We start from the raw sequence: 24,524 nt of genomic DNA on the forward strand, positions 1-24,524 counted from the left end.
CCCCCCACAGGAGCGTTGATGCACCGCAGAAGAATTCTCCAGGGCGCCGCGGTGACCGCCGCGGCGGCACTGCTGCCGGCTTCCACCCGCGCCATGGCTTCAGCTGCGGCGGGCAGCACCGACTACCCGCTCGCGCACTGGACGCCCGCGTCCACGTCGAACTACACGGCGTCGACGCGCCCCTCGGCCTATCCGGTGCAGTACGTGATCATCCATGTCACGCAGGAGACGTTCTCGGACACGGTCGGCATCTTCCAGAATCCGGCGAAGCAGGTCTCCGCGCACTATGTGGTGCGTTCGGCGGACGGGTACGTCGCGCAGTGCGTACGGGAGCAGAACATCGCCTGGCATGCGGGCAACTGGGACTACAACACCCGCAGCGTCGGCATCGAGCACGAGGGCTGGGTCGACCAGCCGTCGTACTTCACCAACGCCCTGTACGAGCAGTCGGCTCTGCTGACCGCATCGGTGTGCGACCGCTACGGCATCCCCAAGGACCGCGCGCACATCCTCGGCCACGCCCAGGTCCCGGGCACCGATCACACCGACCCCGGCCCCCACTGGGACTGGGTGCGCTACATCCGCCTCGTCAACCTCTACAGCACCGGCTGACCCGCTGCCGGTCCGATGACTCCCCGCACCGAGGTTGTCGCAGAGCCCGGCTGCGACGACGATGGGGATGCACGAGCCCCCCGGACGGGAGAGTGAGTTGACGGACCCCTGGGTGGCGCTGACAGCCGACACCGACCCCGGCGAACGGCTGGGCGAAATGCGCCACGCACACGAGGTATTCACCACCGCCGGACGGCTGGAACGGCCGGTACGTTCCGTGGTCGGCGAGTCGTGGCGGCGCTCCGCGCGGGCCCGGGTCAGCCCGGACGGTGCGGCCCTGGTCGAGCTGGGCCCGGACGAACTCGGACCGTACCGGGAGGGACATCCCCTCGCCCGCGCCATGCCGGTGATCCGTGAACTGATGGGTGCGTACGCGACGGACGGCGAACATCTTCTTGCGGTGTGCGACGCGCACGGCCGACTGCTCTGGGTCGAGGGGCACGCGACGACCCGCCGACGCGCCGGCCGGATGAACTTCGTGGAGGGTGCCCGCTGGTCCGAGTCCGTGGCCGGGACGAATGCTCCGGGGACCGCGATCGCCGTGGACCGTCCGGTCCAGGTGTTCGCCGCCGAGCACTTCCTGCGCCCGGTCCAGCAGTGGACGTGCGCCGCGGCGCCGCTGCACGACCCGCACACGGGACGGGTGCTGGGCGCCGTCGACATCACCGGCGGCAATCGGCTCGCCCATCCGCACAGCCTGGCGTTCGTCCAGGCAGTGGCACGCGCCGCCGAGTCCCAGCTCGCCCTGCTCGCGCCCGAGCCAGCCAGGGAGTCCGTACAGCTGAGCGCGCTCGGCCGGGACGAGGCTCTGCTCGTCGCGGGCGGCCGCAAGATCCGGCTCAGCAGGCGGCACAGCGAGATCCTGGTGGCACTCGCGCGTCACCCGGAGGGCCTCGGAGGCGACGAACTGCTGGTCGAGCTGTACGAGGACGAGACGGTGACCCCGGTGACGCTGCGGGCCGAACTCTCCCGGCTGCGCAGGCTGCTCGGCCCCGAACTGCTGCTTTCCCGCCCCTACCGGTTCGCCGCTCCGGTCGACGCCGACTTCGACGGCGTGGCCCGCAGACTGGCGTCCGGTGCGTTGGCGGCGGCGCTCAGCGCGTACGCGGGGCCGCTGCTGCCGGGCTCGCAGGCGCCGTCCGTCGTCCGGCTGCGACGCCGTCTCGACGATCAGCTGCGGGCCTCGCTGATCGCGCGCGGCGACCCGGGGCTGCTGGCGGACTGGGCATACAGTCCCTGGGGCGAGGACGACCTGCCCGTGTGGCAGGCGCTCGCCGCGGCGGCACCTCCCGGGCAGCGGCCGGCGCTGCTGGCACGGGCCCGCACGCTCGACGCCGAACAGCGCTGACACCTCTGCCGTCCGGCGCAACGAGGTTGCAACGTTCCCGTCCCTAGCCTCGCGCCGAGGGCCGTCCAACGGCGGGCGGCACCGGATCCGGGAGGCCACAGAGATGACCCGTTACGCTGCGCCGGGCACCGAGGACGCCATCGTCTCGTACGAGTCCCGCTACGACCACTGGATCGGCGGCGCGTACGTCCCGCCGGCCCTCGGCCAGTACTTCGAGAACCCGAGCCCCGTCAACGGGCGCCCGTTCACCGAGGTCGCCCGCGGCACCGCCGAGGACGTCGAGCGCGCCCTGGACGCGGCCCACGCCGCCGCCCCCGCCTGGGGCGCCACCGCGGCCGGTGAGCGCGCCTCCGTCCTCAACCGGATCGCGGACCGGATGGAGGCGCACCTCGAGGAGTTGGCCGTCGCCGAGAGCTGGGACAACGGCAAGCCGGTACGGGAGACCCTGGCTGCCGACATCCCGCTCGCGATCGACCACTTCCGTTACTTCGCGGGCGCGTTGCGCGCCCAGGAGGGCTCGCTCAGCGAGATCGACGACGACACCGTCGCATATCACTTCCACGAGCCGCTCGGCGTGGTCGCCCAGATCATCCCGTGGAACTTCCCGATCCTGATGGCGACGTGGAAACTCGCCCCGGCGCTCGCCGCGGGCAACGCGGTGGTCCTCAAGCCCGCGGAGCAGACCCCGGCCTCGATCCATGTGTGGCTGAGCCTGGTCGCCGATCTGCTGCCGCCGGGTGTCGTCAACATCGTCAACGGCTTCGGCGCGGAGGCGGGCAAGCCCCTCGCCTCCAGCCCGCGCGTCGCGAAGATCGCCTTCACCGGCGAGACCACGACGGGGCGGCTGATCATGCAGTACGCCTCCGAGAACATCAAGCCGGTGACGCTGGAACTGGGCGGCAAGTCCCCGAACATCTTCTTCGACGACGTCTGGTCGGCCGACGACGACTTCCGTGACAAGGCCCTCGAAGGGTTCACCATGTTCGCCCTCAACCAGGGCGAGGTCTGCACCTGTCCGTCGCGGGCGCTCATCCAGCGCGGACACTACAGCGAGTTCCTGGAGGCGGGCATCGCCCGCACCGAGAAGATCGTGCCCGGCCACCCGCTGGACACGGACACGATGATCGGCGCCCAGGCCTCCAACGACCAGTTGCAGAAGATCCTTTCGTATCTGGACATCGGTCAGCAGGAGGGTGCGAAGGTTCTGTCGGGCGGACAGCGGATCGAGTACGACGGAGAACTGGCGGGCGGCTACTACGTCCAGCCGACGATCTTCGAGGGCGACAACCGGATGCGGGTCTTCCAGGAGGAGATCTTCGGCCCGGTCGTCGCTGTGACCTCCTTCTCGGACTTCGACGACGCGATCAAGACGGCGAACGACACGCTGTACGGGCTCGGGGCGGGTGTCTGGACCCGGGACATCAACACCGCGTACCGGGCGGGCCGGTCGATCCAGGCGGGCCGGGTCTGGACGAACTGCTACCACGCGTACCCGGCTCACGCCGCCTTCGGCGGCTACAAGCAGTCCGGTATCGGCAGGGAGAACCACAAGATGATGCTTGAGCACTATCAGCAGACGAAGAACATTCTTTGTTCTTACAGCCCCAAGAAACTTGGGTTCTTCTAGAGCCTGAAGTCGGTTGCCTGGAGGCATCGTTGCGCTCCAGGCAACCCGACACGGTAGCTACCCACTGTAATCAATGAGGTTCTTCGCGTTACTGTCTGGCATCCAAGGCAGTTGAGGCGAAGGATTTCGACCTGGAGCCACTGGAGTCCTACCCGGGACCGAGCGGGCTGTGGCACTGCCGCCACCTCGCGTGCGGCCGCGACGTCGAAATCAGGTTGAGCAACCTCAGGCGCGGCCTTCGGGCCTGCCCGTACTGCTCTCCTCCCCAGGTGGCCGACGCCGCTGGCCCGCGGACGAAGCCGAGGCCTTCATGCGCGCCGCCGACCTGGAACCGCTCGAACCGTACGCCGGGCGTCGCGACAAGGCGTGGCGGTGTCGCTGCAACGGCTGTGGGCTGGAGACGTCACACCGAGTCTGGGCGGCATTCTGGCGGGCCAGGGCGGCTGTCGGCACTGTGCCGACGTGAGGGCGGCAGCGGGCAGAAAGACCGGCCCGGACACATGCGCGCGGCTGGGCTGGAGCCGCTGGAGCCCTATGCCACCTCGGTGACTGCGTGGCGGTGCCGTTGCACAACCTGCGGCAACGAGGTCTCCCCGACGCTCGTGAAGATCCGTGCTGGTGGAGGCTGGAGGCGACTCCGCCGTTGGTGGGTCACCGCGGTTAGCTCAGCCGGCCTCGTCGAGCAGTTGCTGGAACGCCTTGTTGACGCGTAGTGCCTTTTGGATGTCTTTGACCGTTGCGTCGGGGGCGGCGCGGAGGTAATTGCACGCTGTGGCCTGGTGGGCGACGACGAAATCCTTGATGCTGGGGTCCTTGATCCCCGGGTAGTCCTCGGTGTGTTGCAGGACAGCGTCGAAGGTGTCGGGGATCAGCGCGGCGAAGTCGTCGATGTACGCGTCCCAGTTGCCGTCGAAGTTGCTGGCGAACAGGAGGCGGGTGTCGTCGTCGAAGAGCACCCACCGTAGGTCGTGGAGGGTGCCGATGCGGTCGGTCAGCACCCTTCGCTTGTCGTGGTCTACCCCTTTGAAGAAGTCGCGGATTTGCTGTGCGTGGCCGGGCTTGACGTTGAAGAAGAGGGTGAACTCGTTGGTTTTGCCTTCCTTCAGGCCGGGGCGGCTGGGGGTCTGTGTGTTCGCGGTCATGTCGGGAATCCCTTCTCGGAGCACCTCAGGAGTGTTGGTCGCTGCCACGGATGGAATCGGCTGTTCGGCCCGCGGCGTGGCTCAGGTGTCACGTTCGGCAATCCACTTCAGAGCGCGGATGCTGGGCATGAAGAGGTATTCGCCTCCTTTGGTCACGGCGAAGCGGGGCAGTTGCTGGAGGCGGCGGCGAACGGGCCGTTTGGGGATCGTGAAGGTGCCTGTGCCGTCGTTGCTTCCCACGATCGGGTCTTTCTCGTCGCCGAGGCCGACGAAGTCGCCGTCGTTGGCCCACTGGGTTTTGAGGAACTCGAACTGCCGGACGAGGTCGGTTCCCATGAAGATGAACACGATGCCGCGCTCGGCGCCGTCGTCGTCCAGCTCTCCCTCGGGGAGCATGGGGCCGTAGGGGGTGCCCCGGCGCAGGGCTCGGTGCAGTTTCACGTCCACCAGGGAGTCGGCCAGGGCGTCGCGCGGGTTCATCCGCCGGATGTGGGCGCCGAGCGGACAGCGCAGGCCGGCCGGATCCTGCTCGTGGTAGGTGAAGTCGTTGACGCGGTGCGGATCGGTGGCGATGGCCGGCTCGTCGTGGTCGGGAGCGAGTACCAGGGGTGCCCCGCTGGGCCAGCGACCGACCATCTTGGCTGCGAGGAGCTCTTCTTCTTCGGGGGAGGAGGCGTTGTCCTTGAGATAGCGGCGGTACTCGGCGACCCGCAGATGGAGTTTGCGGAAGGCCACGTAGGTACCGTTGCGGCTCAGGACGTCGGGCTGGGGCATGAGCGTGATCCGCCCCATCTCGTTGGCATAGCCCAGGAGGAACTCGCCGGCCTTGATGGTGGGGCCGAAGCCTGGCAGGTAGCCGTAGTCACCGCCGCCCATTCGCTGGGCGAGGCTGGCCACGCCGGAGCCCTCGATATCGGGCTCGCCGATCCCGTCCACGAAGCCCAGGTGGGTGCGTTTGGTCGGCAGCGCCGAGGCGTCCAGTCGGTAGATGACCGACACGCCGGGCAGGTCCCTGAGTGTCTCGCGGGCCGTCTCCAGCAGGGACTCCATCGCGGTGGCGTCCGGGGCGAACACGGATACCGCGACATGGACGTCCGCGCTGCCCAGCGGAGCATCCCAATGCTCGGGACTGCTGTCACCGGTGTCTCCCAGCCGTTCGGCACGGGCAGCCATGCCCTCGCAGAAGGCGTCGGGGAAGCTGTCCAGCGATTCCTGCGGCACGCCGAGAGCCCGCAGCCCGGAGTAGCTCAGCGCGACGCTCAGCCACGCGCGGTTGGGAGGGTCCCACCATTGGGTCGCCGAGGCGACGTGGGGTACCAGGCGGGCCAGCATCTGCCGGCCGTCGTCGGGATCATCGATACGTAGCAGGAAGTACGCGCCCGTGAAGGGCGTAGGGCGCAGCCTGAGCAGAGTGCCCTGGATGTCGTCCAGCTCCAGCACCTGCTCCTCGGCCTGGCCTGCGCTGTCTGCCATCGTGTTCCGTCTCCGTGTCGTGGTGGAACCGGGCCGTGCCCGGCGGTGGCTACGGGCCGAGGCTCAGTGGTGAGGGACCGCGTTCTTCAGTGGCAGCACCTCGTCCGCGCTGCGGGGCTCACGCCGTTCTTGCTGGTTGAGGCGGTGGCGCAGGAGGGAGGAGTGGCGGTAGACCTCCTTGCGGGCCCGCATGATGCTGCCCAGCGGCCGGTGCGCGTCCGGCACTCGCCAGGGAGTGAAGGACAGGGCGTCCATGCGCCGGAGGTTGTCCTCCCCGGAGATGTCCTGCTGGGGGAAGTGGAGCTTGGCCACCGTGACGTACGGGGACAGATGCTCGGGCCACTCGACCGTGAGGTCCTCCACCGGCATCCGCTCCAGGTCGGCACACAGCTGCACCTGGATGTCGAACGCGTAGGGCCTCTCACGAAGCTCGGCCACCAGGGCCGGCCGGAAGACCTCTTCCGCGGAGGTGAGGTCCATGCGGCGCTCGGCCACCGTGGCCGCGCAGTCGGGGTCGGGGGCAACGCGCACCTTGGCGATGTAGTCGCCGTGCCGGACCGCACCCATCGTCGTGTAGGTCGACAGCAGCACGTTCACCAAGGGCCGCTGCGAGACGATGAGGAAGGTCAGGAACTCCTCCCACACCCAGTCGTCCTCGCCGAGTGTTCCCTTTCCGGTGACATAGTCGCGGTAGAAACGGTACCGGCCGCGCTTGCCTTCCGCGAAATACTCCCCGGCCCTGAGGAACAGGTCCTGAATAAACAGGTAGTGCTGCACGCTGTTGCAGAAGAAGACCGGCGCGTTGATGGTGTTGTAGTCGAACGTCCGGCTGCCGGGCTCGTCCTCCAACAGCGTCGGACCCTCGATGTCGAAGATCTTCAGCGCCAGCCCTGTCGCACGTCCCAAACGCGCGTCGGCCCCGGCGTGAGGGGACCCGTTGGAGAACCGCACGAGCGCATCGTGCCTGCCCGGGTTAGCGTAGATGCCCTGGGCGTACTCCTCGGGCAGCCCATCGAGGATCTCCACCTCCCCCCTCACCAGCCCGTAGCCCTTGGCATGCGCGTCGCGGACCGCCTGCCCGGTACCTCCGGTCGTGACCGACCCGGTGATGTAGCCCTCCGTCTTGGCGATCACTTTCTGCACGTTCTCGTCAAAGCCGGGCTCGTCGATCTCCACATCTGGCGTGTAAGGGATGAACCGCAGAGACATGACTCGACCGTCTCCATTCTTTTCACCGAAGTACACTCGGGGCGCGCAGTGCTTTTGTGCAGTGCCTTTGCTCGGGCTCGGGCTCCCGGCAGTCTCCTGCCGAATACTGCCTCTCCAGACCGTTGGCGCACGTCTGGGACGCGGTCATGCGCGGAATTCTGGGCGCCGCGACAATCTCGCCGACCGGCGTGCTCACGCGGCGGAAGACAACGCCCGGTCCGCCAGGCGGCCTGACATGCTTCATCGTAGGCACGTCGGAAATACAGGCGCGCGTTGAACACGTCCGTCGGCGAGCAGTGCTGAATCACCCGGAACGCGCACCCTCAGCTGGGCATAACGAACATTCTCGCAGCCCCTCACGGCGCCGGTCACTCACCCGTTCGTCTCCGCCACCGTGCTTCGGGGCCGACGCCACCTGACGATGTGCGTGAGGGCCAAGCCGGGTACACGGGACGGTCACCTGGGCTCGCGATCAGGCATCCCTGACGTGGCCCCGGCCACCGGTCCCCGTCAGACCGATCCCTACGACCACGCGCGGAGGCCGCCTTGGGACACGCTGTTGGTGATGTGCTGGGCCTGGCAGCCGCTGTCGCGGTCAGCCCACTTCCCATCGTGGCCATGATCCTCATCCTGGCCACACCGGGCGGACGCCTCAACGGATCATTATTCGCCCTCGGCTGGGTCCTGGGACTTGCGGCACTGGGTGCGATCATGCTGGTGATCGGCGGCTCCGCCGGAGCCTCCGCTCACAAGCAGCCGGCCACCTGGGTGGGCGGCCTCAAGCTCGCCCTGGGTGTACTGCTGCTGCTCTTGGGTGCCTGGCAGTGGCGGCGCCGCCCCGCCGACCCCTCCCAGGCTCAGCTGCCGAAATGGATGGCCGCGATCGACCGCTTCACCCCGATCAAGATCCTGGGACTGGGACTGGCTCTCTCGGCCGCCAATCTCAAGAACGCCCCACTCACCATCGCTGCCGGTGCCTCGATCAGCTCAGCCGGGATTCCCGTCCCGCAGCAGATCGGGACGCTCGCCGTGTTCGTGATCATCGCGTCCCTCGGGGTGCTCGCGCCGCTGACCGTCTACCTGATCATGGGAGAGCGGGCAAAGAGCATGCTTAGCTCCTGGCGGGACTGGGCCGTACAGCACAACGTCGCCGTGATGGCCGTCCTGTTCTTCGTCCTCGGCCTGAAACTGTTCGGGGACGGCATCAGCATCCTCGCCACCTGAGTACGGCTGATTGTCCTGGTGGGCGTGCTCTGGCTTGCTTGTGCTGTTCTCGGCCTCCATGCCTTGCTCCTCGGACGCGTGCTGGGCCGATGGCTACAGCGGCATGTTCGGCAACCGAGACTCTGGGAGCGGGTGCCCTGCTCGTTGCGTGCAGCGGGTTTGAGCGTCCGTCGCTTCTCGTAGTCGGAATCGGCCTCATCGCCTTGGGGCACGTAGTGAAGCCAGCCTCATGATCGACCGTCAGCTCTCAACGTGTCCGTGTCTTGTGCGGCGCGGCGGACGATGCCGAAGGCTGACCCGGCTGTCGGCACGTGCCAGAGCCGTGCCACATCGTGCGGTCAACCATGGTCAACGGCGGTTTGCCGCAGTCGAGATGTACCGCTGGCCGGGCCCTCGCCGAACCCGGGGTGACCTGCGCGCCTTCCACGAAAAACCCCAGCCGATCATGTCTGGGGGTCTTTGACACCAGATCTGACATCAGCGCCGGGACTACGTGTCGGGCGTCATGCAGTCGGATTACCCGTAGGTCCGCGTTCTTGGCCGCGACTTCGACGCCCCGTCCCTGGGGGTGCCGGTTTCGGGCGTCAGTAGCCGGTGCCGCGCTTGACCTGGGCCCGCTCGATCTCGGTGGTCGCACCCTTGTGGTCCAAGGTGCTGCACGCGTCGGCGATATCCCGGCTCAGGCGCTCGATCTGCTCACGGCTCAGGGTCTCCTTGACCAGTGCACGAAGGATCTTCACCCGCTCCGCGTTGGGCGGGAGCGTGTACGCCGGCACCATCCAGCCGCGCTCGGCCGAGAGCTGCCAGGCGATGTCGGACTCGTCGTAGGCGTGCTTGCCGGCAAGGCGGAAAGCGACCAGCGGCAACTGCTCGAGGCCGCTGCCGATCACTTCGAAGCGGCCACTGCTACGCAGGTTATCCGCCAACGCGTGGGCGTTCTTCTGCATCGTCTCCATGACGTAGGTGTAGCCCTGGCGCCCCAGCCGCACGAAGTTGTAGTACTGGGCGAGCACCATCGCCGCGCCGGTCGAGAAGTTCAGCGTGAACGTCGCGTCGGTCTTTCCCAGGTAGTTCTCGTGGAACACGAGGTCCTTGGCCAGGTCGGACTCCTCGCGGAAGACCAGCCAGCCGATGCCGGGGTAGACCAGGCCGTACTTGTGTCCCGATACGTTGATCGAGCGGACCTGCTCGAGCCGGAAGTCCCATTTCGAGTCGGGGTAGAGGAAGGGCCACACGAAGCCGCCGCTGGCGCCGTCAACGTGGATCGGGATGTCGAGGTCCCGCTCCTTGCGGATGCCCCGCAGGAGCTTGTCGATCCCGACGACGTCGTCCTTGTGGCCGGTGAACGTGGTGCCGAGGACGGCGACGACGCCGATCGTGTTCTCGTCGAGGTGGGGTTCCACGTCCTCCGGGCCGATCGTGTACTTGCCCTCGGCAAGCGGCACGATCCGCGGCTCGACGTCGAAGTAGCGGCAGAACTTCTCCCACACGACGTGGACGTCGCCGCCGAAGACCAGGTTGGGCCGGTCGGCCGACAGGTTGGCCGCCTGGCGGCGCTCCCGCCACTTCCACCTCAGCGACAGCGCGCCGAGCATGATCGCCTCGGACGATCCCTGAGTCCGACATCCGGTGGTCTTGCCCGGCGCGTGGAAGAGGTCGGCGAGCATGCGCACGCAGCGCTGCTCGATCTCGGCGGAGATGGGATACTCCGCGTGGTCGATGAAGTTGCGGTGGAGGTTCTCGGCGATGATCCGTTGCGCCTCCGGCTCCATCCAGGTGGTAACGAACGTGGCGAGGTTGCGCTGTGGGTCGCCCTCCATGGCGAGGTCCTCATCCAGCAGCCTCATGGCGTCCGTCGCGGTCATGCCCTCCTCGGGGAAGGTCTCCGAGGGAGCAGGCGCGGTCAGGAAACGGTTGCCGAACAGAGCCGCGGCGTCGCTCTTGGTCATACCGGCGACTCAACCACGTCCGGAGCGGGAGCCATTCCGAGGACTTGTAGATGGGGCTCGGGATGCACGCGAACGGCGTACCTTCCCGAGTGATCGACGACGCTCGCCAGCCGCACGGAAGTCCGCGTTCCGGTGGTTGGACGGTGGAGGAAGCCGCAGGAGCCACCTCTTGAGACTCTAAGCAACAGGTCAGAGTCGTGGTCGCAGATTCGGTTTACGCAGCCAAGTGCCGGACCAGTCCGACCAGTGTGAGCACCCAGGCGGCGACGGCGATCCAGAGCAGTACCTGGCCCGGCGTCCGCAGCCAGCCGACGGCCGCGGCGTCAGTGACGGCGACGGACAGCGTGGCGACGGCCGTCGTGCCCATCGGGAAGACCGTCGCCCAGCGCCCCATGTCGTAGTGCGGACGCAGCCAGCGCACCTCGGCAAAGCCGAGGACGACGTACCAGCACACGGACAGCGCGAGCATGGCCAGCATGAGCGGACGCAGCGCGTCGTGCAGAGCGGTGCTGCGCCAGGCGGGCACGGCCAGCAATTTCGCCCCGGCGAGCGCGGAGATCGCCAGCGTCCCGCCCGCCACCCACTGGTCGCCCGTGCCGGACCGCACCTGGCCGCGATCGAAGCGGAGGCAGGCGAGCGCGTAGAGCGCCAGCCCGAGCACGAAGCAGCCCAGCGTCGGCCAGGCGAGCCACCCGGACGGCAGCGATACGACCAGCGTTCCGCTCAGCACGGCCAGGCCCTGCGTCGCCACACACACCAGGAACACCGTGCCCGGCAAGTGCCGCCGCCAGTGCCGCAGCACCGACGTCAGCAGCACCGGCCACATCAGTACCGCGACGACCAGCGCGGCGACGGCGACACCCGACCATCCCTGTAGTGCGGTATCACGTCACGTTGCGTGCTTCGGATGTCGTCAGGGGCGGGTGTCTTCAGGGACCGCACGGGGAATCTCGCGCTTGAGGATCTTGCCGGTGGCGCCCTTGGGGAGAGCATCGAGGATCCAGACTTCACGGGGGTACTTGTAGGGAGCGACGCGTGCCCGTACGAACTCACGTAGCTCGTCCGCCGTGGCCTCGTTGCCGGGGTGCAGGGCGATGGCGGCGACGATCTCCTCGCCGAGGGTGGGGTGGGGGATGCCGATCACGGCGGCTTCGGCGACTGCGGGGTGCTCGTAGAGGACTTCCTCGATCTCGCGGGGGTAGACGTTGTAACCGCCGCGGATGATCAGGTCCTTCTTGCGGTCGACGATGAAGTAGTAGCCGTCCTCGTCGACGGTGGCGAGGTCGCCGGTGCGCAGCCAGCCATCGACGATGGTCTCGGCGGTGGCCTCGGGGCGGCCCCAGTAACCCTTCATGGTGTTGTGGCCGCGGACGCAGAGTTCGCCGACGCCGTCCTTCTCGTCGATCAGGCACAGCTCGACGCCCTCGATCGGGGTGCCGATGGAACCTGCCTTGCGCGGGCGTTCCGGGTGGTTGAAGGAGGCGACGGGCGAGGTCTCGGACATGCCGAAGCCCTCGAGTACGGGGCAGTCGAAGGCTGCCTCGAACGCGTGCAGGACCTCGACGGGCAGCGAGGCGCCACCGGAGGCGCACAGCCGCAGGGTGGAGGCGTCGTGGGCGCCGGGCTGTTGTGCGTCTGCGGCGAGCATGGCGGCGTACATCGTCGGCACGCCCTCGAAGACGGTGACCTCCCGCTGCTGGATGGTCTGCAGGGCCAGGGCGGGGTCGAAGCGGGGCGTCAGGGTGAGGCGGGCGCCGCTGGTCACTGCGGCGTTCATGGCGCAGGTCTGGCCGAAGGCGTGGAAGAGCGGCAGGCAGCCCAGCAGGACGTCCTCCGGGCTGAGCCGGAGCAATGGCGTCGCGATGATCTCAGAGTTGCGGACCAGGTTGGCGTGGGTGAGCTCGGCGCCCTTGGGAACTCCGGTGGTGCCGGAGGTGTAGAGGATGACCGCGGTGTCCTGCTCCTCGCGGCTCCGCTCGGGCGCGGGCACCGGGTGGGTGGCGAGCAGCTGGGTGAGCGAGCCGGGCCCGACAGGCACTACGTCGGCGGCAGTTCCCTGAGCCCCCGCAGTGGCCTCCTCCACGACCGGAGCGAAGGCGAACAGCAGCACGGCGCCCGAGTCACCCAGGTAGTGGGCGACTTCGCGCGACTTGAGGAGCGGGTTCATCGGTACGACGACGGCGCCGGCGCGCAGCGTGCCGTAGTACAGGGCGGGGAACTCCAGCAGGTTAGGCAGCATCAGACCGACCCGGTCGCCGGGGGTGACGCCGCGGTCGGCGAGCAGCGCGGCCACCCGGCCGGCGAGCGTGTCGAGTTCGGTGTAGGTGAGCGAGTGGTCGCCGAGTTCGACGGCGATACGGTGGCCGTGCGCTGTGGCGGTACGGCTGAGGAGGTCGGCGAGGTTCATCTTCGGCCTCTCGTCTGATGGTGGCGGTTTGGGGGTGGTGGGGTGCGGGCGGGGTCAGCCGCGCAGCGCGGAGGCGAAGATGGCGGGGAGTTTGGCGATCGTCGGTGCGGTGGTGAAGCGGGTGACGCGTTCGATGGTGGTCCGGGCGGTGCGGTTGGTGACGAAGTACGGGGGGCGCGGGGACAGCGACGGGGAGCCGGTGAACAGACCGCGCGGGGCGGGGGCGAAGGGCGCGCGCAGCACGGTCTTCTCGATGTCCTCGAGCATGAAGGCGTTGTGGACGAAGCCGATGCCGCTGCCGATGTCCTGGCGGGTGTGGCCGGGGTGGGCGCCCCAGGGGGTGTAGCCGAGCAGGAATCCGATCGCGGACCAGCAGTTGACGCCGAGGGTTCCGTAGCGCAGGTCGGCGACGGCTGCCTGCACGGCGGTGCGGTGGTCCTTCTCGGTCCTGGGGTGGACGATGAGGGTCGCGCCGAGTGTCCCGGGGAGTTTGTCGTTGGCGAAGTCGACGGCGTGGCGCAGGAATTCGCTCGCGGTCGCGCCGGGCACGCGGACCACGCCCAGTGCGCTGCCGAAGACCTCGTCGGTGATCAGCATGTCGTCGTGGTCGGTGATGTCCGGGACCAGGATGCGGCAGTCTCCGTCGCCGTGGGTCTCGGCCTTGGGGTGGGCCTTGAGGACCGCGCCGAGGCGGTGGGCGGCGCCGGGGTAGTAGTCGGTGCGGGGCGGTAGTTCGCGCAGCACCTTCCGGATCTCCTCGAGCAGTCGCTCGGTGCCGTCCCACTCCGCCGGCAGGACCAGGATCTGGCTGGCGATGCAGTTGTGGCCGGAGTTGTTCATCTTGCTGGTGACGATGTGCTCGGCCTGGAAGCGGAAGTCCGCCGCGCTCCAGGGGCCGGGGGCCACAATGCAGGGGCTGACCCCGCCCAGCTCGCTGGAGAACGGCTTGCCGATCAGCGGCCTGTCTTCGCGGCGGCGCTCGGCCGCCTGTTCGTCGGTGCCCCACACGATGGCGTCGTGGGTGCGGTCGCTGCCGGTGACGTGGATGGCGTCGACGCCCTCGTGCGCGGCGAGGTAGCCGCCCTCGGCCGCACCGCCGTCGATGAAGCGCACCCAGCCGCGTTCGACGAACTCGGCGAAGACGTGCTCGAAGTGCGGGCGGAGATAGGCGTTGACCGGGTTCATCTTCGCGACGACGACCTGGCCCTCGGCGTAGAGCTTGTGGAGGATGTCGAGCGCGGTGATGGCGGCGACGTTGCCCGCACCCAGGACCAGGGCGACGGCAGGGCGTCCGGGCCGGCCGCGGTACTCGCCGGCGGCCCGGTCCCGTACCCGCTGTGCGGTGATGCCTGAGCGCATCCACACCTGGGCGGTGAACCCGTTGAGCAGCAGGGTGTCCCAGCCGGTGGCGGGGAAGACGTCGACCCGGGTGCGGCCGTCGCGCACGTGCACGGCCCCGGCCTCGACCGGCTCCTTGCCCGCCGCGATCCGGCGCAGCACATGCAAGCAGGCACTGACGTTCTGGGCGAGTGCCCACGGGGCGCCGGCCCAGTCCTCGGCCACCCATGGGGAGTCGGGTCCGTATCCCTTGGCGCGGGCGCCGGCTGCGGCCATGTCCGCGGCGCCGTCGACGATCCGCGGCATCAACCGCTCCAGCAGCGCGATCCGTTCGGCGATCGTGGTGGTGGTCCACGACGCGGCGCCTTCGCGCAGTTCGGCGAGGGCCTGGTCCAGCAGTTCGGTGTCGATGGCAGGGGTGGTCACAGGTGCGCTCCTGGGGCAGCAGGGGTGGAGGGGTAGCCGGGCGGGTACCGGCGGATCAGGCGCCCAGACGAGCGGCGTCGTGAGACGGGTCGATCAGGGTGAAGGCCACGAGCGCTCCCACCAGCAGCAGGACACCGGAGAGCAGAACGGCGCTCTGCTACCCCGTCACGCCCCGGCCGTCGTCGGACAGCTGGTCGACGGCGGGGGCGATGAGGCCCGCGGTAGTGACCACGGCGTTCACATACCGAAGGCGACGGTGGTGACCGCGACGGTCGGGAACGCTCCGCCCAGGCCGAAGCCCACCACCAGCAGCGCGGTCTTCGCCCCGGCACCGTCCACCAGCGGCAGGGCCAGGCAGGCGGCCGCACCGAGCAGCAGCAGGCTGCCGCCGACCCGGCCACGCGCCCAGCGGCTGCTGACTCCGCGGCGTATCAGCCAGCCGGTGAGCCCGGCCTGGCCGAGCAGCACGAGTGCGCTCAGCGCCCAGGGCCGGGCCAACGGTGCCAGTGCGGAAGCAACCCGCGCTCGTACGTCAGTCCAAAATCCGCCCGGCCCGTTGGCCGTTGGCCGTTGGAACAACCGTGCGGTGCGGATCAGCGTCGGGGCGTGATCGTAGGCGGTTATCTACTCCGTAGGCGGGAGAATGCCGAGCTGCCGGGCGAAGTCTGCGCCGTCCCAGTAGATCGTGTTCTGGCGGATGCGCAGCTGGTCGTCCCACTCGGCGACCGAGACAGCCCGCAGCCCCTCAAACCGTCGGCCCGTCGCTTCGATGCCGAGGAAAGGCGCCCCTGTGAAGGTCCCGCTGGCATGCCACTGGACCGTGGTCCACGAGCCGTCGGACAGGATGCGTTCGGTCTCGACCTCCATGTCGGGGAACGCGGCCAGGAGCTCGGTGAAGAAGCCTACGATCGCGTCCAGGCCGCGGAACTCTCCGACCGCGACGAATGTGTCTACGGCGTCGGGGCTCCACATCTGCTCAGCGTTATCGAGTTCGTGGCGGCCGATCCCCTCGAACAAGGAGCGTGCCGCCTCCGCGGGTGTGGTGGGCTGGGTGATGCTGCTCGACTCCATCGCCTGCTCCTTCTCAATCTCAATATCGATCGGGGTCTCTTCGCGCTCACGCGATCCCGATTTCGTCATGCCGATAACGGTGCCAGCGCCGACGTGACCTGCGCTCGTACGTCAGTCCAAAATCCGCCCGGACCGTTGGCCGTTGGATCAACGCGGCGCCGGGGCATGCTTGTGCACAAGCCAGAACAGCTGTCCCCTGAGCGGACATGGGCCGACGTCCTGGCCCTGCGCAACGGCTCCGGTTTCAGGGCGGTCGCCAGGTTCGGGCGCGCCTACCAGTGCCGCGCCAAACCCACGGACCCTGTCACCATCGGCTGGAGCGAGCGCGACCGCATCCTGCCCCTGCACGTGGCTGACCTGGCCCGCGAGCGGATTGCCCAGGCCGAACACGTGACACTGCCCGGCTGCGGGCACATGTCCATGAGTGACGACCCGGCACTCATCACTTCCGTCACCCTGGACACCATCGCAGCAGCAGCAAAGCCGTGACGTCACGCGCTGCCGACGTCAGGGGTCGCCGAGCAATCCGAGGCGAGGCGTGACTGCGGCCGTGCGGTGCCGGTGAGCCGGCCGCGGTTGGCCTGCCCACCGGCACCGCACGGCCGGCCCGTCACTGCCGGGACATGGCGATCCGCCAGCGCTCCTCGACCGGGATCAGGTGCTCGGGGTTGTCCGCGGCAGCGTCCACGTCTATCTGCACCCACCGGATCTGGCCGGTGAAGTCGTTGCCGCGCGCCGGGTACTCCGGCGTGACGGGCGAGCCCGACTCGCGGCCCACGTGGGTCGTCTCGTCCAGGGAGAACACCAACGCCTGGGTCACCGGCAGCTGCCCGCGGCCCACCTCGGCACCGTCGACGTGGAGCGTGACGGTGCCGCCCTTGGCCAGCCCGGGGCCGTCGTAGTCGAACTCCATCCGCACCTGGTGCTCGCCGGCCGGAAGCTTGTCCTGCGAGCCGACGTAGAAGTGCTGCAGACCCACCAGGTTGTAGCAGTAGCGCAGTCGGCCGTCGCGGACGTAGAGGCTCCAGCCGCCGGCCAGACCGCCCTGGGACAGGATGACGCCCTCAGCGCCATCCTCGGGGACCACGACCTGCGCGGTAACGGCGTGGCTCCTGTTCTTGATGTTGATGACCGAGCTCTCGTTGAGGTGCCCCATGCCCGGGAAGAGCACCTGGGTGTTCCCGCGGACGAGCTGCGGCCGGCCGGCCAGGTCGGGGTTGAACCGCTCGGCGGCCCGGTCGTCCAGCGGCAGCACTCCGTGCTTGGTCGCCTCGATGAGCCACAGCCGCTGCAGCTTGTGGAGCATCTCGGGCTGCTCGGCTGCCAGATTGCGGGACTGCGTCCAGTCGTCGGGGCCGTACAGCTCCCACACGTCGTCGTCGAAGGCCACCAACTGCGCTCCCAGCAGCTCCCAGGGGGTGCGGTGCTTGGTGACCGCGGTCCAGCCACGGTGGTAGATACCGCGATTGCCGCCGATCTCGAAGTACTGCGTCTGGTGCCGCTCGGGCTCGCCGGCATCGTCGAAGGAGTAGCCCATGCTCACGCCCTCGATGGGGGCCTGGGTGACCCCGTGCACCGTGGTGGGCTCGGGCAGCCCGGCCGCCTCCAGGATGGTCGGCGCGACGTCGATGACGTGGGAGAACTGGTCGCGAACCTCGCCGGAGGCGGTGATGCGGGCGGGCCAGTGCACGATGGTGCCGTTGCGGGTGCCGCCCCAGTGCGAGGCCGCCTGCTTGGTCCACTGGTAGGGCGTGCACATCGCGTGCGCCCAGCCGACCGCGTAGTGGTTGTAGGCGCTGGGGGTGCCGAACTCGTCCATCTTGGCGCGCAGGAACTCCGTCGACTCCAGTGCACTGAGGCCGTTGAAGTTGATCGTCTCGTTGAAGCTGCCGTGATGGGTGCCCTCGGCCGAGGCGCCGTTGTCGCCGATGATGTAGTAGATCAGCGTGTCGTCGAGCAGTTCCAGATCGTCGAGGGTCTGCACCAGTCGCCCGATCTGGGCGTCGGTGTGGGCCAGGAACCCGGCGTACACCTCCATCTGACGGGTCAGCACCGGCTTGAGGTCCTCGGGCATCTCGTCCCAGTGCGGGATCTCCGGGTTGAACGCGGTCAGTTCGGCGTCGGCCGGGATCACGCCGAGCTGCTTCTGCCGCTCGAAGATCTCCTCGCGCAGCGCGTCCCAGCCCGCGTCGAAACGGCCCGCGTACCGGTCGGACCACTCCTTGGGGGCATGGTGCGGGGCGTGGGTCGCGCCGGGCGCGAAGTACAGGAAGAACGGCCGGTCGGGCTGCAGCGCGTGCTGGCGGCGGATCCAGTCCACGCTGCGGTCGGCCAGATCCTTGGTCAGGTGGTAGCCCTCCTCCGGGGTGCGCGCGGGCTCCACCGGGGTGGTGCCCTCGTACAGCGCGGGGTAGTACTGGTTGGTCTCCCCGCCGACGAACCCGTAGAAGTACTCGAAGCCGCTGCCGGTCGGCCAGCGGTCGAACGGGCCGGCCGGGCTGGTCTCCCACACCGGCACCTCGTGGCACTTGCCGAACTGCGCGGTGGCGTAGCCGTTGAGCCGCAGCGTCTCGGCCAGCGGCGCCTTGGTGTTGGGCCGCATCGTGTTGTATCCGGGCGCGGAGGTGGCCAGTTCGGTGATGGCGCCCATGCCGACCGAGTGGTGGTTGCGGCCGGTCAGCAACGCCTGCCGGGTCGGCGAGCACAGCGCGGTGGTGTGGAACCGGTTGTAGCGCAGCCCGCCGTCGGCCAGCCGCTGCGCCGCGGGGGTGTCGATCGGGCCGCCGAACACGCTGGAGGCGCCGAAGCCCACATCGTCGAGCAGGATCACCAGCACGTTCGGCGCGCCCGCCGGCGGCCGCAACGGCGTGATCGGTGCAAACGACGTCTCCGGATCCCGGGCGTCATACGTGGTCAGCCCGGGCCGGGGCCGGTCGGGCATGGGCAGGGCGGTGCGAGGGAGATCGTCTTGCGAGGGCACGGGGCCCCTCCTGTTCCGGGGGTGGATGAGGCGACGGCGCCGACTGTCCGGGCGTGTAGTCCCCGGCTCCGGCACCGTGGTGGTGGGTGAGCAGGGACACGGCGGCTCCCGGCGTGCCGCCAGACGAGGCGGGCCGAGCGAGGGGCTCATGTCCCGGGTACGGGTGGTGTGGTGTGCGCCGTCCGATGAGGAACCGGGCGGTGGGGAGGTCACGGCCGCAGCGCGGCTGCCAGTTCGGTGGTGAGTGCAACGCAGCCGTGGCGGATCATAGCTGCCGCGACCTGCGGGGTCTTGACGACTCCTGGCGTGGATGGGACTTTAACGGAACTCGAAGTAATGCATCTAGAGGGTCCGCATGTGACCGCAGTAACGGTCACGTCGCACATCGCCAACTAAGCCCGGCGGCTCGGCACCGCCGCCTGCCGATGGCAGAAAAGTCAGGCGACGGCCCGATCCTCGTACTCCGCAAGTCCCGCACAGCTAGGTAATACCGATGAGTGAAGTGCCCACCGCGACCACGACTCCCCCGGGCCACGCCCCGCAGCAGCAGACTGACGACATGGTGTGGATTCCCGGTGGCCGGTTCACCATGGGGTCGGACCACCACTACCCCGAGGAGGCACCGGCCCACGCCGTAAGCGTCGACGGTTTCTGGATCGACCCGCATCCGGTCACCAACGCTCAGTTCCGGGCCTTCGTCGAGGCCACCGGGTACCGGACGATCGCCGAGCGCCCTGCGGACCCGTCGATGTATCCGGGCGCCGACCCGGCCGCGCTGGCGCCGGCTTCGGCGGTGTTCACGCCGCCTTCGCATCCGGTGGACCTGCGGTACCCGTATCAGTGGTGGTCCTACGTGCCCGGCGCGAACTGGCGGCACCCGGGTGGGCCGGAGACGTCGCTGCACGACCGCCTCGATCATCCGGTCACCCACGTGGCATGGGAGGATGCGCTCGCCTACGCGCAGTGGGCCGGCAAGCAGATCCCCACCGAGGCCGAGTGGGAATACGCCGCGCGCGGCGGCCTCCCCGACAGCGAGTTCGCCTGGGGCGACGAGCTCAACCCGGGCGGCCGGTACCTGGCCAACACCTGGCAGGGCGAGTTCCCGCACGAGAACCTGGAGCTGGACGGCTACACCGGCACCTCACCGGTCGGGGCGTTCCCGGCCAACGCCTACGGCCTGTACGACATGATCGGCAACGTGTGGGAATGGACGTCCGACTGGTACGCCGATCACCGGCGCCTCGCGACCAACACGCCGACCTGCTGCGGAACACCACGGCCACGCGTCAACCCGGCCGGCGGCGAGGAGGCGGACAGCGCCGAACCCGGCCAACCCCACCTGCGCATCCCCCGCAAGGTGATGAAGGGCGGCTCGCACCTGTGCGCGCCGAACTACTGCCGCCGCTACCGACCCTCCGCACGACTGCCCCAGCCGATAGACACCTCCACGTGCCACCTGGGCTTCCGCTGCATCGTCCGCCCTGCAGACTTTCCCGCTCGACAAGGGAGTGTCATGAATGAGCTTGATCTGTGACGCTTGCATGATCGGGAAGACCTGACGGCGTCCTGCACGGCGTCCTGCCAGATGAACGTCCACCCTCAGGCCGAGACGCTGATTCGCACCGCGCAGTTGTTTCAGAGGCCAACGGGCCGGCCGGATTTCGGACTGCCGTACAAGCGCAGGTCACGTCGGCTCTGGCACCGTTGTCGGCCTGACGACACCAGCGGCGCTTACGCGCGAAGAGGCACCAATCGAGATCGAGAGTGACGGCATCGAATTCCGCATGCAGGAGATCGGCAACGCCATGACGGCGGCATTCGTTCGGCTGCCGGCCGCGGGGCGGACCTGGGTTGAGCGCTGATCGGACAGCCCGACGATCTTTGTCAGTGTCCTCACCGGGGGTACATTCAAAAAGGGCGGGTCGCGTCGAGGACCAGGGACGGCGACGAGGTCTACGAGGCGGGACCGGCCTTCTATTGGGCGCCGGGACACACGCCGCATGCGCTCGAGGACGCTGAGTACGCGGAATTCTCGCCGACCAGCGAGTTCAACGCGCTCATCGATCACTTCAAGGCGCAGGCCGGCTGAGATCGCAGCGGCGGAGTGCAGCATTGTTCGGACGCCCAAGAAGCGTGGCCACCCACCGTCACAGCGAGAGTCAGAGGCGTCGAATTGTCGGAGAACCGGTCGGAAGCGTTGACTGCCTGGGCACAGGACTTCAGCAAGATGGCCGCGCAGGACGCCCTGGTGGACTCCTTCACAGAGCAGGTCGACGCCGTCATCACCAAGCAGATCCCCGAGATCGCCGACGATCCCATCCTCGTCCAGGACTTGCACCGCAGCACCCGCGCGGAGTGGCGCGAGTTCGTTGCGAGCCTCAGCGAGGACCACCGCCTCGTGCGGCCCGGCCAGGGCGCCGACCTGGCCCGGTCCCTGGCCCGGCGCGGCTTGGACCTCGGGATCCTGTTGAAGGTGTACCGGGTCGCCCAGCAGAGCGTCTTCCAGTTCCTCACCGAGATCATCGACGGGGCGAGCGAAGACGCTCCCGCGCGTGACGAGATCCTCGTCTTCCTTTGGGGTCTCGGCGGGCAGTGGATGGCCGACGCCGTGGAAAGCCTGATCGAGACGTACTACGAGGAGCGTCGGCGACTGCGCGACGACGCCGCCGTACGCCGCGCCGAGACCATCGAAGCGCTGCTCGGTGACGCGCCGCCCAGTGCGGACGATGCAACGCGCCAACTGGACCACCCCCTGTCGCACTGGCAGACGGCCTACGTCGTCTGGGCGCCCGAGGCCGGCTCGTCCACGACCGAGGCCATGCTGGACGTCGCGAATGCCGTCGCCCAGGCGCTCGGCGCCTCACGACCACTGACGATGGTCGCCGGCAGCCGCGACCTCTGGTGCTGGGTCGCCACGCCCCACGAGCCGGACCTCGCCCAGCTCCCCGGCCTCGCGTCGGCACTCCAGCAAGCCGGCATGCAGGCGGCGATCGGCCGGCCTGGTCCGGGGATCCAGGGTTTCCGAACGAGCCACGCGGAAGCCCGTGCCGCCGAGAGCCTGGCCCTCAAGGCTGCACACGGTCGAGCCCTGGTGCGCTTTGACGAGGAGGAGTTGCTCATCCTCGTTTCAGCACAGGAAACGCTGATGCGACGGGTGGTGGCCCGGGAGGTCGGTCCACTCTGCGGTGCCGACAAGAACCTCGCACTGCTCCGCGAGACCGTCCTGGCATACCTGACAACCTTGAGCATTGAGGCGACGGCCGAACAGCTGTTCGTGCACAAGAACACGGTGCGCTACCGCATCGCCCGGGCCGAGGAGTTGCTCGGGCACCCGCTGTCGCAGCGCTCGACTCAAGTCGAGCTCGCACTGCGATGGGTCTCGCTCTTCGGTGCTCCTTCCGACGCGACCTGATCCGCACCCCGAGTTGTTCCAGCGGCCAATGGACAGTGTCTGTTTCGGACGGAGGCACGAGCGCACGTGACGTCGGCGCTGGCACCGTTGCGGGTACGACAAGACCCGGACTGGCCGGCCGGGTCTTCCTCGTGCAACACCTCCCGACTCGCCACCTAGAACCGTGACCCATGGACTCAGTGATCGCCTCTGTCTTCCTGCCGGCAGCCCTTGCGGTCGTCATGCTCGGCCTCGGACTGTCTTTGACCGTCGACGACTTCGCCCGCACCGCCCGCCAGCCGCGCGCGGTGGCGGTGGCGCTCACGCTGCAGCTGCTCGTCCTGCCCGCACTGTGCTTCGGGCTGGTCGTGGCGTTTGACCTCCCCCCAGTGCTGGCGGTCGGGATGATGCTGCTCGCGGCTTCTCCGGGAGGCACCGTCGCCAACCTGTTCAGCCACCTGTTCCACGGCGACGTTGCCCTCAACATCACGCTCACCGCCATCAACTCGGTGATCGCCGTGGTGACCGTCCCGCTGGTGACCAACTTCGCGCTGGCGTACTTCGCACCCGACCTCGGTGCGGGGCAGCTCACGCTGCAATTCGGAAAGATGCTCCAAGTGTTCGTGATCGTGCTGGTTCCCGTCGGGATCGGCATGATCCTGCGTTGGTCCAGCCCCGCCTTCGCCGACCGCATGGACCGTCCTGTGCGGATCGCCTCGGCCCTGGTGCTGGCCCTGGCCGTCCTCGGCACCGCGTACAACGAGCGAGCCCACGTCCTCGGCTACGTCACCTCGGTCGGCGTGGTGGCGTTGATCTTCTGCCTGGCCAGTCTGACGCTCGGCTTCGTCGTGCCGCAAGCGATGGGGGTGGAGCCCGGCCAAGCCGTCGCGGCCGCCTTCGAGATCGGAGCGCACAACGCGGCCCTCGCCATCACCATCGCCGTCGGCGTCCTGAACAGCGTCCCGCTCGCTGTTCCCGCAGCGGTCTACGGATTGGCGATGTTCCCTTGCACCGCCGCTGTCGGCTGGCTGATCACCCGCGGCAGCTCAAGGCCGTCGGCCGTCAAGTCCGCCTCGGCGGCCGACACTTACCCCTGAGATGCTGCACCGAGCGGAACCGAAACGCCCGCGGAGACACACGGTGTGCGTGGCCCTGCCGAAGCGCACCTTCACACTCCCCATTGCCGAGCGGTTCCACGCGCTGATCGAGATTCAGGCCGCGCCGACTGTGCCGCACGCGGTCAGGTGCGGCCACCATGCCAGGGCGTCAGCGCCGGCCCGGATGGCCTACAACAACAGCCCCGCGCCCGGCCGCCGGCACCTGCCGACCAATGACCGATGCTGCCGTTCCCTGACCGCCTACTGTGAGGCATTCGCCGAGGCCGCGGCTCGCGCCGTTCTGACGGCAGTCGGCGCACTGGCTGCGGGGGTGTAACTGAATCTGCCGATGACTGCCCTGAGCGCGATGCGCGAGGAACCTTGTCGTTGGCTCGAAAATGACTTCGAGAAGGGCTGCCGATGGAAACGCACGTCTCCGAATCCATAGAGATCGCTGTACCGCCGAGCGTCGTGTACACAGCGGTGACGGACGTGGCCGACATGGGCCGCTGGAGCCCCGAATGCATCGGCGCCGACGTCAAGGGCGACGGCCTGCAGGAGGTCCGGCCCGGGATGAAGTTCACCGGCCACAACCGCTCCGCCAAGCGCCCCTGGTCGACCCAGTGCACCGTGATGGCAGCGGAGCCAGGCGAGCGGTTCGCCTTCCTCGCCCGTGGGGTAGGGCTGCGGGTCGCGATCTGGACCTACCGGTTCGAGCCGCTCGACTTCGGCCAGGCGACCAAGGTCACCGAGACCTGGACCGACCAGCGCGGCTGGTTCATGCACTTCATCAGCCCCAGGGTCAGCGGCATCCGCGACCGGGCCACCCACAACCGCCAGACCATGAAGGTCACCCTCCAGCGCCTCAAGGAGACGCTGGAGGAGGAGCACCAGCCCACCTGATAGCCGCTGCCACTTGCGCCAGAGGGGCGTGCGTCCACAACGGGCCGCACGCCCCTGCCGCCCTAACTGTTCGCCACGCCCAACGCACGGACGTGTATTGGCGAATGCTCTCGTGCGCCTACGTTGCCGACAGCTACTGCCGTCACCATCGAGCCCCAACGAGCAACGACCCGATCTCGGGAATCACGAGCCGTTAGACCCTTCTTGGGGTTCTGACCAGCAATGACGTGACTAGCCATTGGGGTGGGAGGCGTCCCGTCGTGCCCGGCGTTGACCGCTGCTGTCCGGTCCAACTGGCACGGATGTGGCACGTTTCTCGGGCTGCGC

At 68.6% G+C, this 24,524-nt stretch carries 18 protein-coding genes and 1 pseudogene; 9 read left to right on the forward strand and 10 right to left on the reverse strand.

All coding sequences use genetic code 11. The annotated features are described in order from the left end of the window. The first annotated feature begins 18 nt into the window (after window positions 1–18). From OG972_RS01685 to OG972_RS01695, 3 genes are all read left to right on the forward strand, one after another. Complete coding sequence (locus tag OG972_RS01685) at window positions 19–612, forward strand: N-acetylmuramoyl-L-alanine amidase (protein WP_266977901.1); 594 nt, start codon at window positions 19–21, stop codon at window positions 610–612. Window positions 613–709: 97 nt separating this feature from the next. Beyond that, window positions 710–1,960 carry a GAF domain-containing protein gene (locus OG972_RS01690; RefSeq protein WP_266977902.1) on the forward strand — a complete coding sequence of 417 codons (1,251 nt, stop codon included), beginning with the start codon at window positions 710–712 and terminating at the stop codon, window positions 1,958–1,960. A gap of 103 nt (window positions 1,961–2,063) precedes the next feature. After that, window positions 2,064–3,587 (forward strand): aldehyde dehydrogenase family protein, encoded by a 1,524-nt coding sequence (locus tag OG972_RS01695; RefSeq protein WP_266977903.1) that lies wholly within the window; start codon window positions 2,064–2,066, stop codon window positions 3,585–3,587. Window positions 3,588–4,252: 665 nt separating this feature from the next. Here OG972_RS01695 and OG972_RS01700 read toward each other — a convergent pair. The 3 genes from OG972_RS01700 to OG972_RS01710 all read right to left on the reverse strand — a co-directional run bounded on the left by OG972_RS01700 (window position 4,253) and on the right by OG972_RS01710 (window position 7,411). Beyond that, window positions 4,253–4,729 carry a hypothetical protein gene (locus OG972_RS01700; RefSeq protein WP_266977904.1) on the reverse strand — a complete coding sequence of 159 codons (477 nt, stop codon included), beginning with the start codon at window positions 4,727–4,729 and terminating at the stop codon, window positions 4,253–4,255. A gap of 81 nt (window positions 4,730–4,810) precedes the next feature. Further along, entirely contained in the window at window positions 4,811–6,202 is a 1,392-nt protein-coding gene (locus OG972_RS01705; RefSeq protein WP_266977905.1) for a Dyp-type peroxidase, read from the reverse strand. 63 nt (window positions 6,203–6,265) lie between these two features. Then, entirely contained in the window at window positions 6,266–7,411 is a 1,146-nt protein-coding gene (locus OG972_RS01710) for a catalase family protein (RefSeq protein ID WP_266977906.1), read from the reverse strand. A gap of 546 nt (window positions 7,412–7,957) precedes the next feature. On the opposite strand from OG972_RS01710, the gene OG972_RS01715 reads away from it, so the two are divergent. Further along, on the forward strand, window positions 7,958–8,635 hold the full coding sequence (locus tag OG972_RS01715) for a GAP family protein (protein ID WP_266977907.1): 678 nt from the start codon (window positions 7,958–7,960) through the stop codon (window positions 8,633–8,635). A 584-nt stretch (window positions 8,636–9,219) separates the two neighbouring features. On the opposite strand, the gene OG972_RS01720 is transcribed toward OG972_RS01715, so the two are convergent. From OG972_RS01720 to OG972_RS01745, 6 genes and pseudogenes are all read right to left on the reverse strand, one after another. Further along, window positions 9,220–10,584 carry a glutamate decarboxylase gene (locus OG972_RS01720; RefSeq protein ID WP_266977908.1) on the reverse strand — a complete coding sequence of 455 codons (1,365 nt, stop codon included), beginning with the start codon at window positions 10,582–10,584 and terminating at the stop codon, window positions 9,220–9,222. Window positions 10,585–10,798: 214 nt separating this feature from the next. Beyond that, window positions 10,799–11,440, reverse strand: a pseudogene (locus tag OG972_RS01725) (hypothetical protein); the annotation flags it as partial. Window positions 11,441–11,497: 57 nt separating this feature from the next. Further along, the gene (locus OG972_RS01730) at window positions 11,498–12,991 is read right to left on the reverse strand and encodes a long-chain fatty acid--CoA ligase (protein WP_266977909.1); all 1,494 of its coding nucleotides are present in this window, start codon (window positions 12,989–12,991) and stop codon (window positions 11,498–11,500) included. 54 nt (window positions 12,992–13,045) lie between these two features. Then, window positions 13,046–14,755 carry an aldehyde dehydrogenase family protein gene (locus OG972_RS01735; protein WP_266977910.1) on the reverse strand — a complete coding sequence of 570 codons (1,710 nt, stop codon included), beginning with the start codon at window positions 14,753–14,755 and terminating at the stop codon, window positions 13,046–13,048. 237 nt (window positions 14,756–14,992) lie between these two features. Then, the gene (locus OG972_RS01740; protein ID WP_266977911.1) at window positions 14,993–15,253 is read right to left on the reverse strand and encodes a hypothetical protein; all 261 of its coding nucleotides are present in this window, start codon (window positions 15,251–15,253) and stop codon (window positions 14,993–14,995) included. Between the two features lie 126 nt (window positions 15,254–15,379). Beyond that, complete coding sequence (locus OG972_RS01745; RefSeq protein ID WP_266977912.1) at window positions 15,380–15,895, reverse strand: ester cyclase; 516 nt, start codon at window positions 15,893–15,895, stop codon at window positions 15,380–15,382. 96 nt (window positions 15,896–15,991) lie between these two features. Here OG972_RS01745 and OG972_RS01750 point away from each other — a divergent pair, with 96 nt between their 5' ends. Then, window positions 15,992–16,315: an alpha/beta fold hydrolase gene (locus tag OG972_RS01750; RefSeq protein WP_266977913.1), complete on the forward strand. Its 324-nt coding sequence runs from the start codon at window positions 15,992–15,994 to the stop codon at window positions 16,313–16,315. 121 nt (window positions 16,316–16,436) lie between these two features. Here the strand turns inward: OG972_RS01750 and OG972_RS01755 are convergent, their stop codons facing one another. Beyond that, on the reverse strand, window positions 16,437–18,806 hold the full coding sequence (locus OG972_RS01755; protein ID WP_323135838.1) for an arylsulfatase: 2,370 nt from the start codon (window positions 18,804–18,806) through the stop codon (window positions 16,437–16,439). 493 nt (window positions 18,807–19,299) lie between these two features. Here OG972_RS01755 and OG972_RS01760 point away from each other — a divergent pair, with 493 nt between their 5' ends. The 4 genes from OG972_RS01760 to OG972_RS01780 all read left to right on the forward strand — a co-directional run bounded on the left by OG972_RS01760 (window position 19,300) and on the right by OG972_RS01780 (window position 24,197). Then, complete coding sequence (locus tag OG972_RS01760) at window positions 19,300–20,340, forward strand: formylglycine-generating enzyme family protein (RefSeq protein WP_266977914.1); 1,041 nt, start codon at window positions 19,300–19,302, stop codon at window positions 20,338–20,340. 663 nt (window positions 20,341–21,003) lie between these two features. After that, entirely contained in the window at window positions 21,004–22,218 is a 1,215-nt protein-coding gene (locus OG972_RS01770) for a CdaR family transcriptional regulator (protein ID WP_266977915.1), read from the forward strand. A 170-nt stretch (window positions 22,219–22,388) separates the two neighbouring features. Continuing rightward, window positions 22,389–23,294 carry a bile acid:sodium symporter family protein gene (locus tag OG972_RS01775; protein WP_266977916.1) on the forward strand — a complete coding sequence of 302 codons (906 nt, stop codon included), beginning with the start codon at window positions 22,389–22,391 and terminating at the stop codon, window positions 23,292–23,294. Between the two features lie 420 nt (window positions 23,295–23,714). After that, complete coding sequence (locus OG972_RS01780; RefSeq protein WP_266977917.1) at window positions 23,715–24,197, forward strand: SRPBCC family protein; 483 nt, start codon at window positions 23,715–23,717, stop codon at window positions 24,195–24,197. The last annotated feature ends 327 nt before the right edge of the window (window positions 24,198–24,524 follow it).

The organism is Streptomyces sp. NBC_01669 (genome assembly GCF_026339735.1).
Lineage (GTDB): Bacteria > Actinomycetota > Actinomycetes > Streptomycetales > Streptomycetaceae > Streptomyces > Streptomyces yanii.

Coding starts and splice junctions, on each gene's coding strand:
- OG972_RS01720 (WP_266977908.1), bottom strand. CDS start 10,584: ATGACCAAGAGCGACGCCGCGGCTCTGTTCGGCAACCGTTTCCTGACC.
- OG972_RS01730 (WP_266977909.1), bottom strand. CDS start 12,991: ATGAACCTCGCCGACCTCCTCAGCCGTACCGCCACAGCGCACGGCCAC.
- OG972_RS01760 (WP_266977914.1), top strand. CDS start 19,300: ATGAGTGAAGTGCCCACCGCGACCACGACTCCCCCGGGCCACGCCCCG.
- OG972_RS01745 (WP_266977912.1), bottom strand. CDS start 15,895: ATGACGAAATCGGGATCGCGTGAGCGCGAAGAGACCCCGATCGATATT.
- OG972_RS01710 (WP_266977906.1), bottom strand. CDS start 7,411: ATGTCTCTGCGGTTCATCCCTTACACGCCAGATGTGGAGATCGACGAG.
- OG972_RS01780 (WP_266977917.1), top strand. CDS start 23,715: ATGGAAACGCACGTCTCCGAATCCATAGAGATCGCTGTACCGCCGAGC.
- OG972_RS01705 (WP_266977905.1), bottom strand. CDS start 6,202: ATGGCAGACAGCGCAGGCCAGGCCGAGGAGCAGGTGCTGGAGCTGGAC.
- OG972_RS01685 (WP_266977901.1), top strand. CDS start 19: ATGCACCGCAGAAGAATTCTCCAGGGCGCCGCGGTGACCGCCGCGGCG.
- OG972_RS01775 (WP_266977916.1), top strand. CDS start 22,389: ATGGACTCAGTGATCGCCTCTGTCTTCCTGCCGGCAGCCCTTGCGGTC.
- OG972_RS01700 (WP_266977904.1), bottom strand. CDS start 4,729: ATGACCGCGAACACACAGACCCCCAGCCGCCCCGGCCTGAAGGAAGGC.
- OG972_RS01695 (WP_266977903.1), top strand. CDS start 2,064: ATGACCCGTTACGCTGCGCCGGGCACCGAGGACGCCATCGTCTCGTAC.
- OG972_RS01750 (WP_266977913.1), top strand. CDS start 15,992: ATGCTTGTGCACAAGCCAGAACAGCTGTCCCCTGAGCGGACATGGGCC.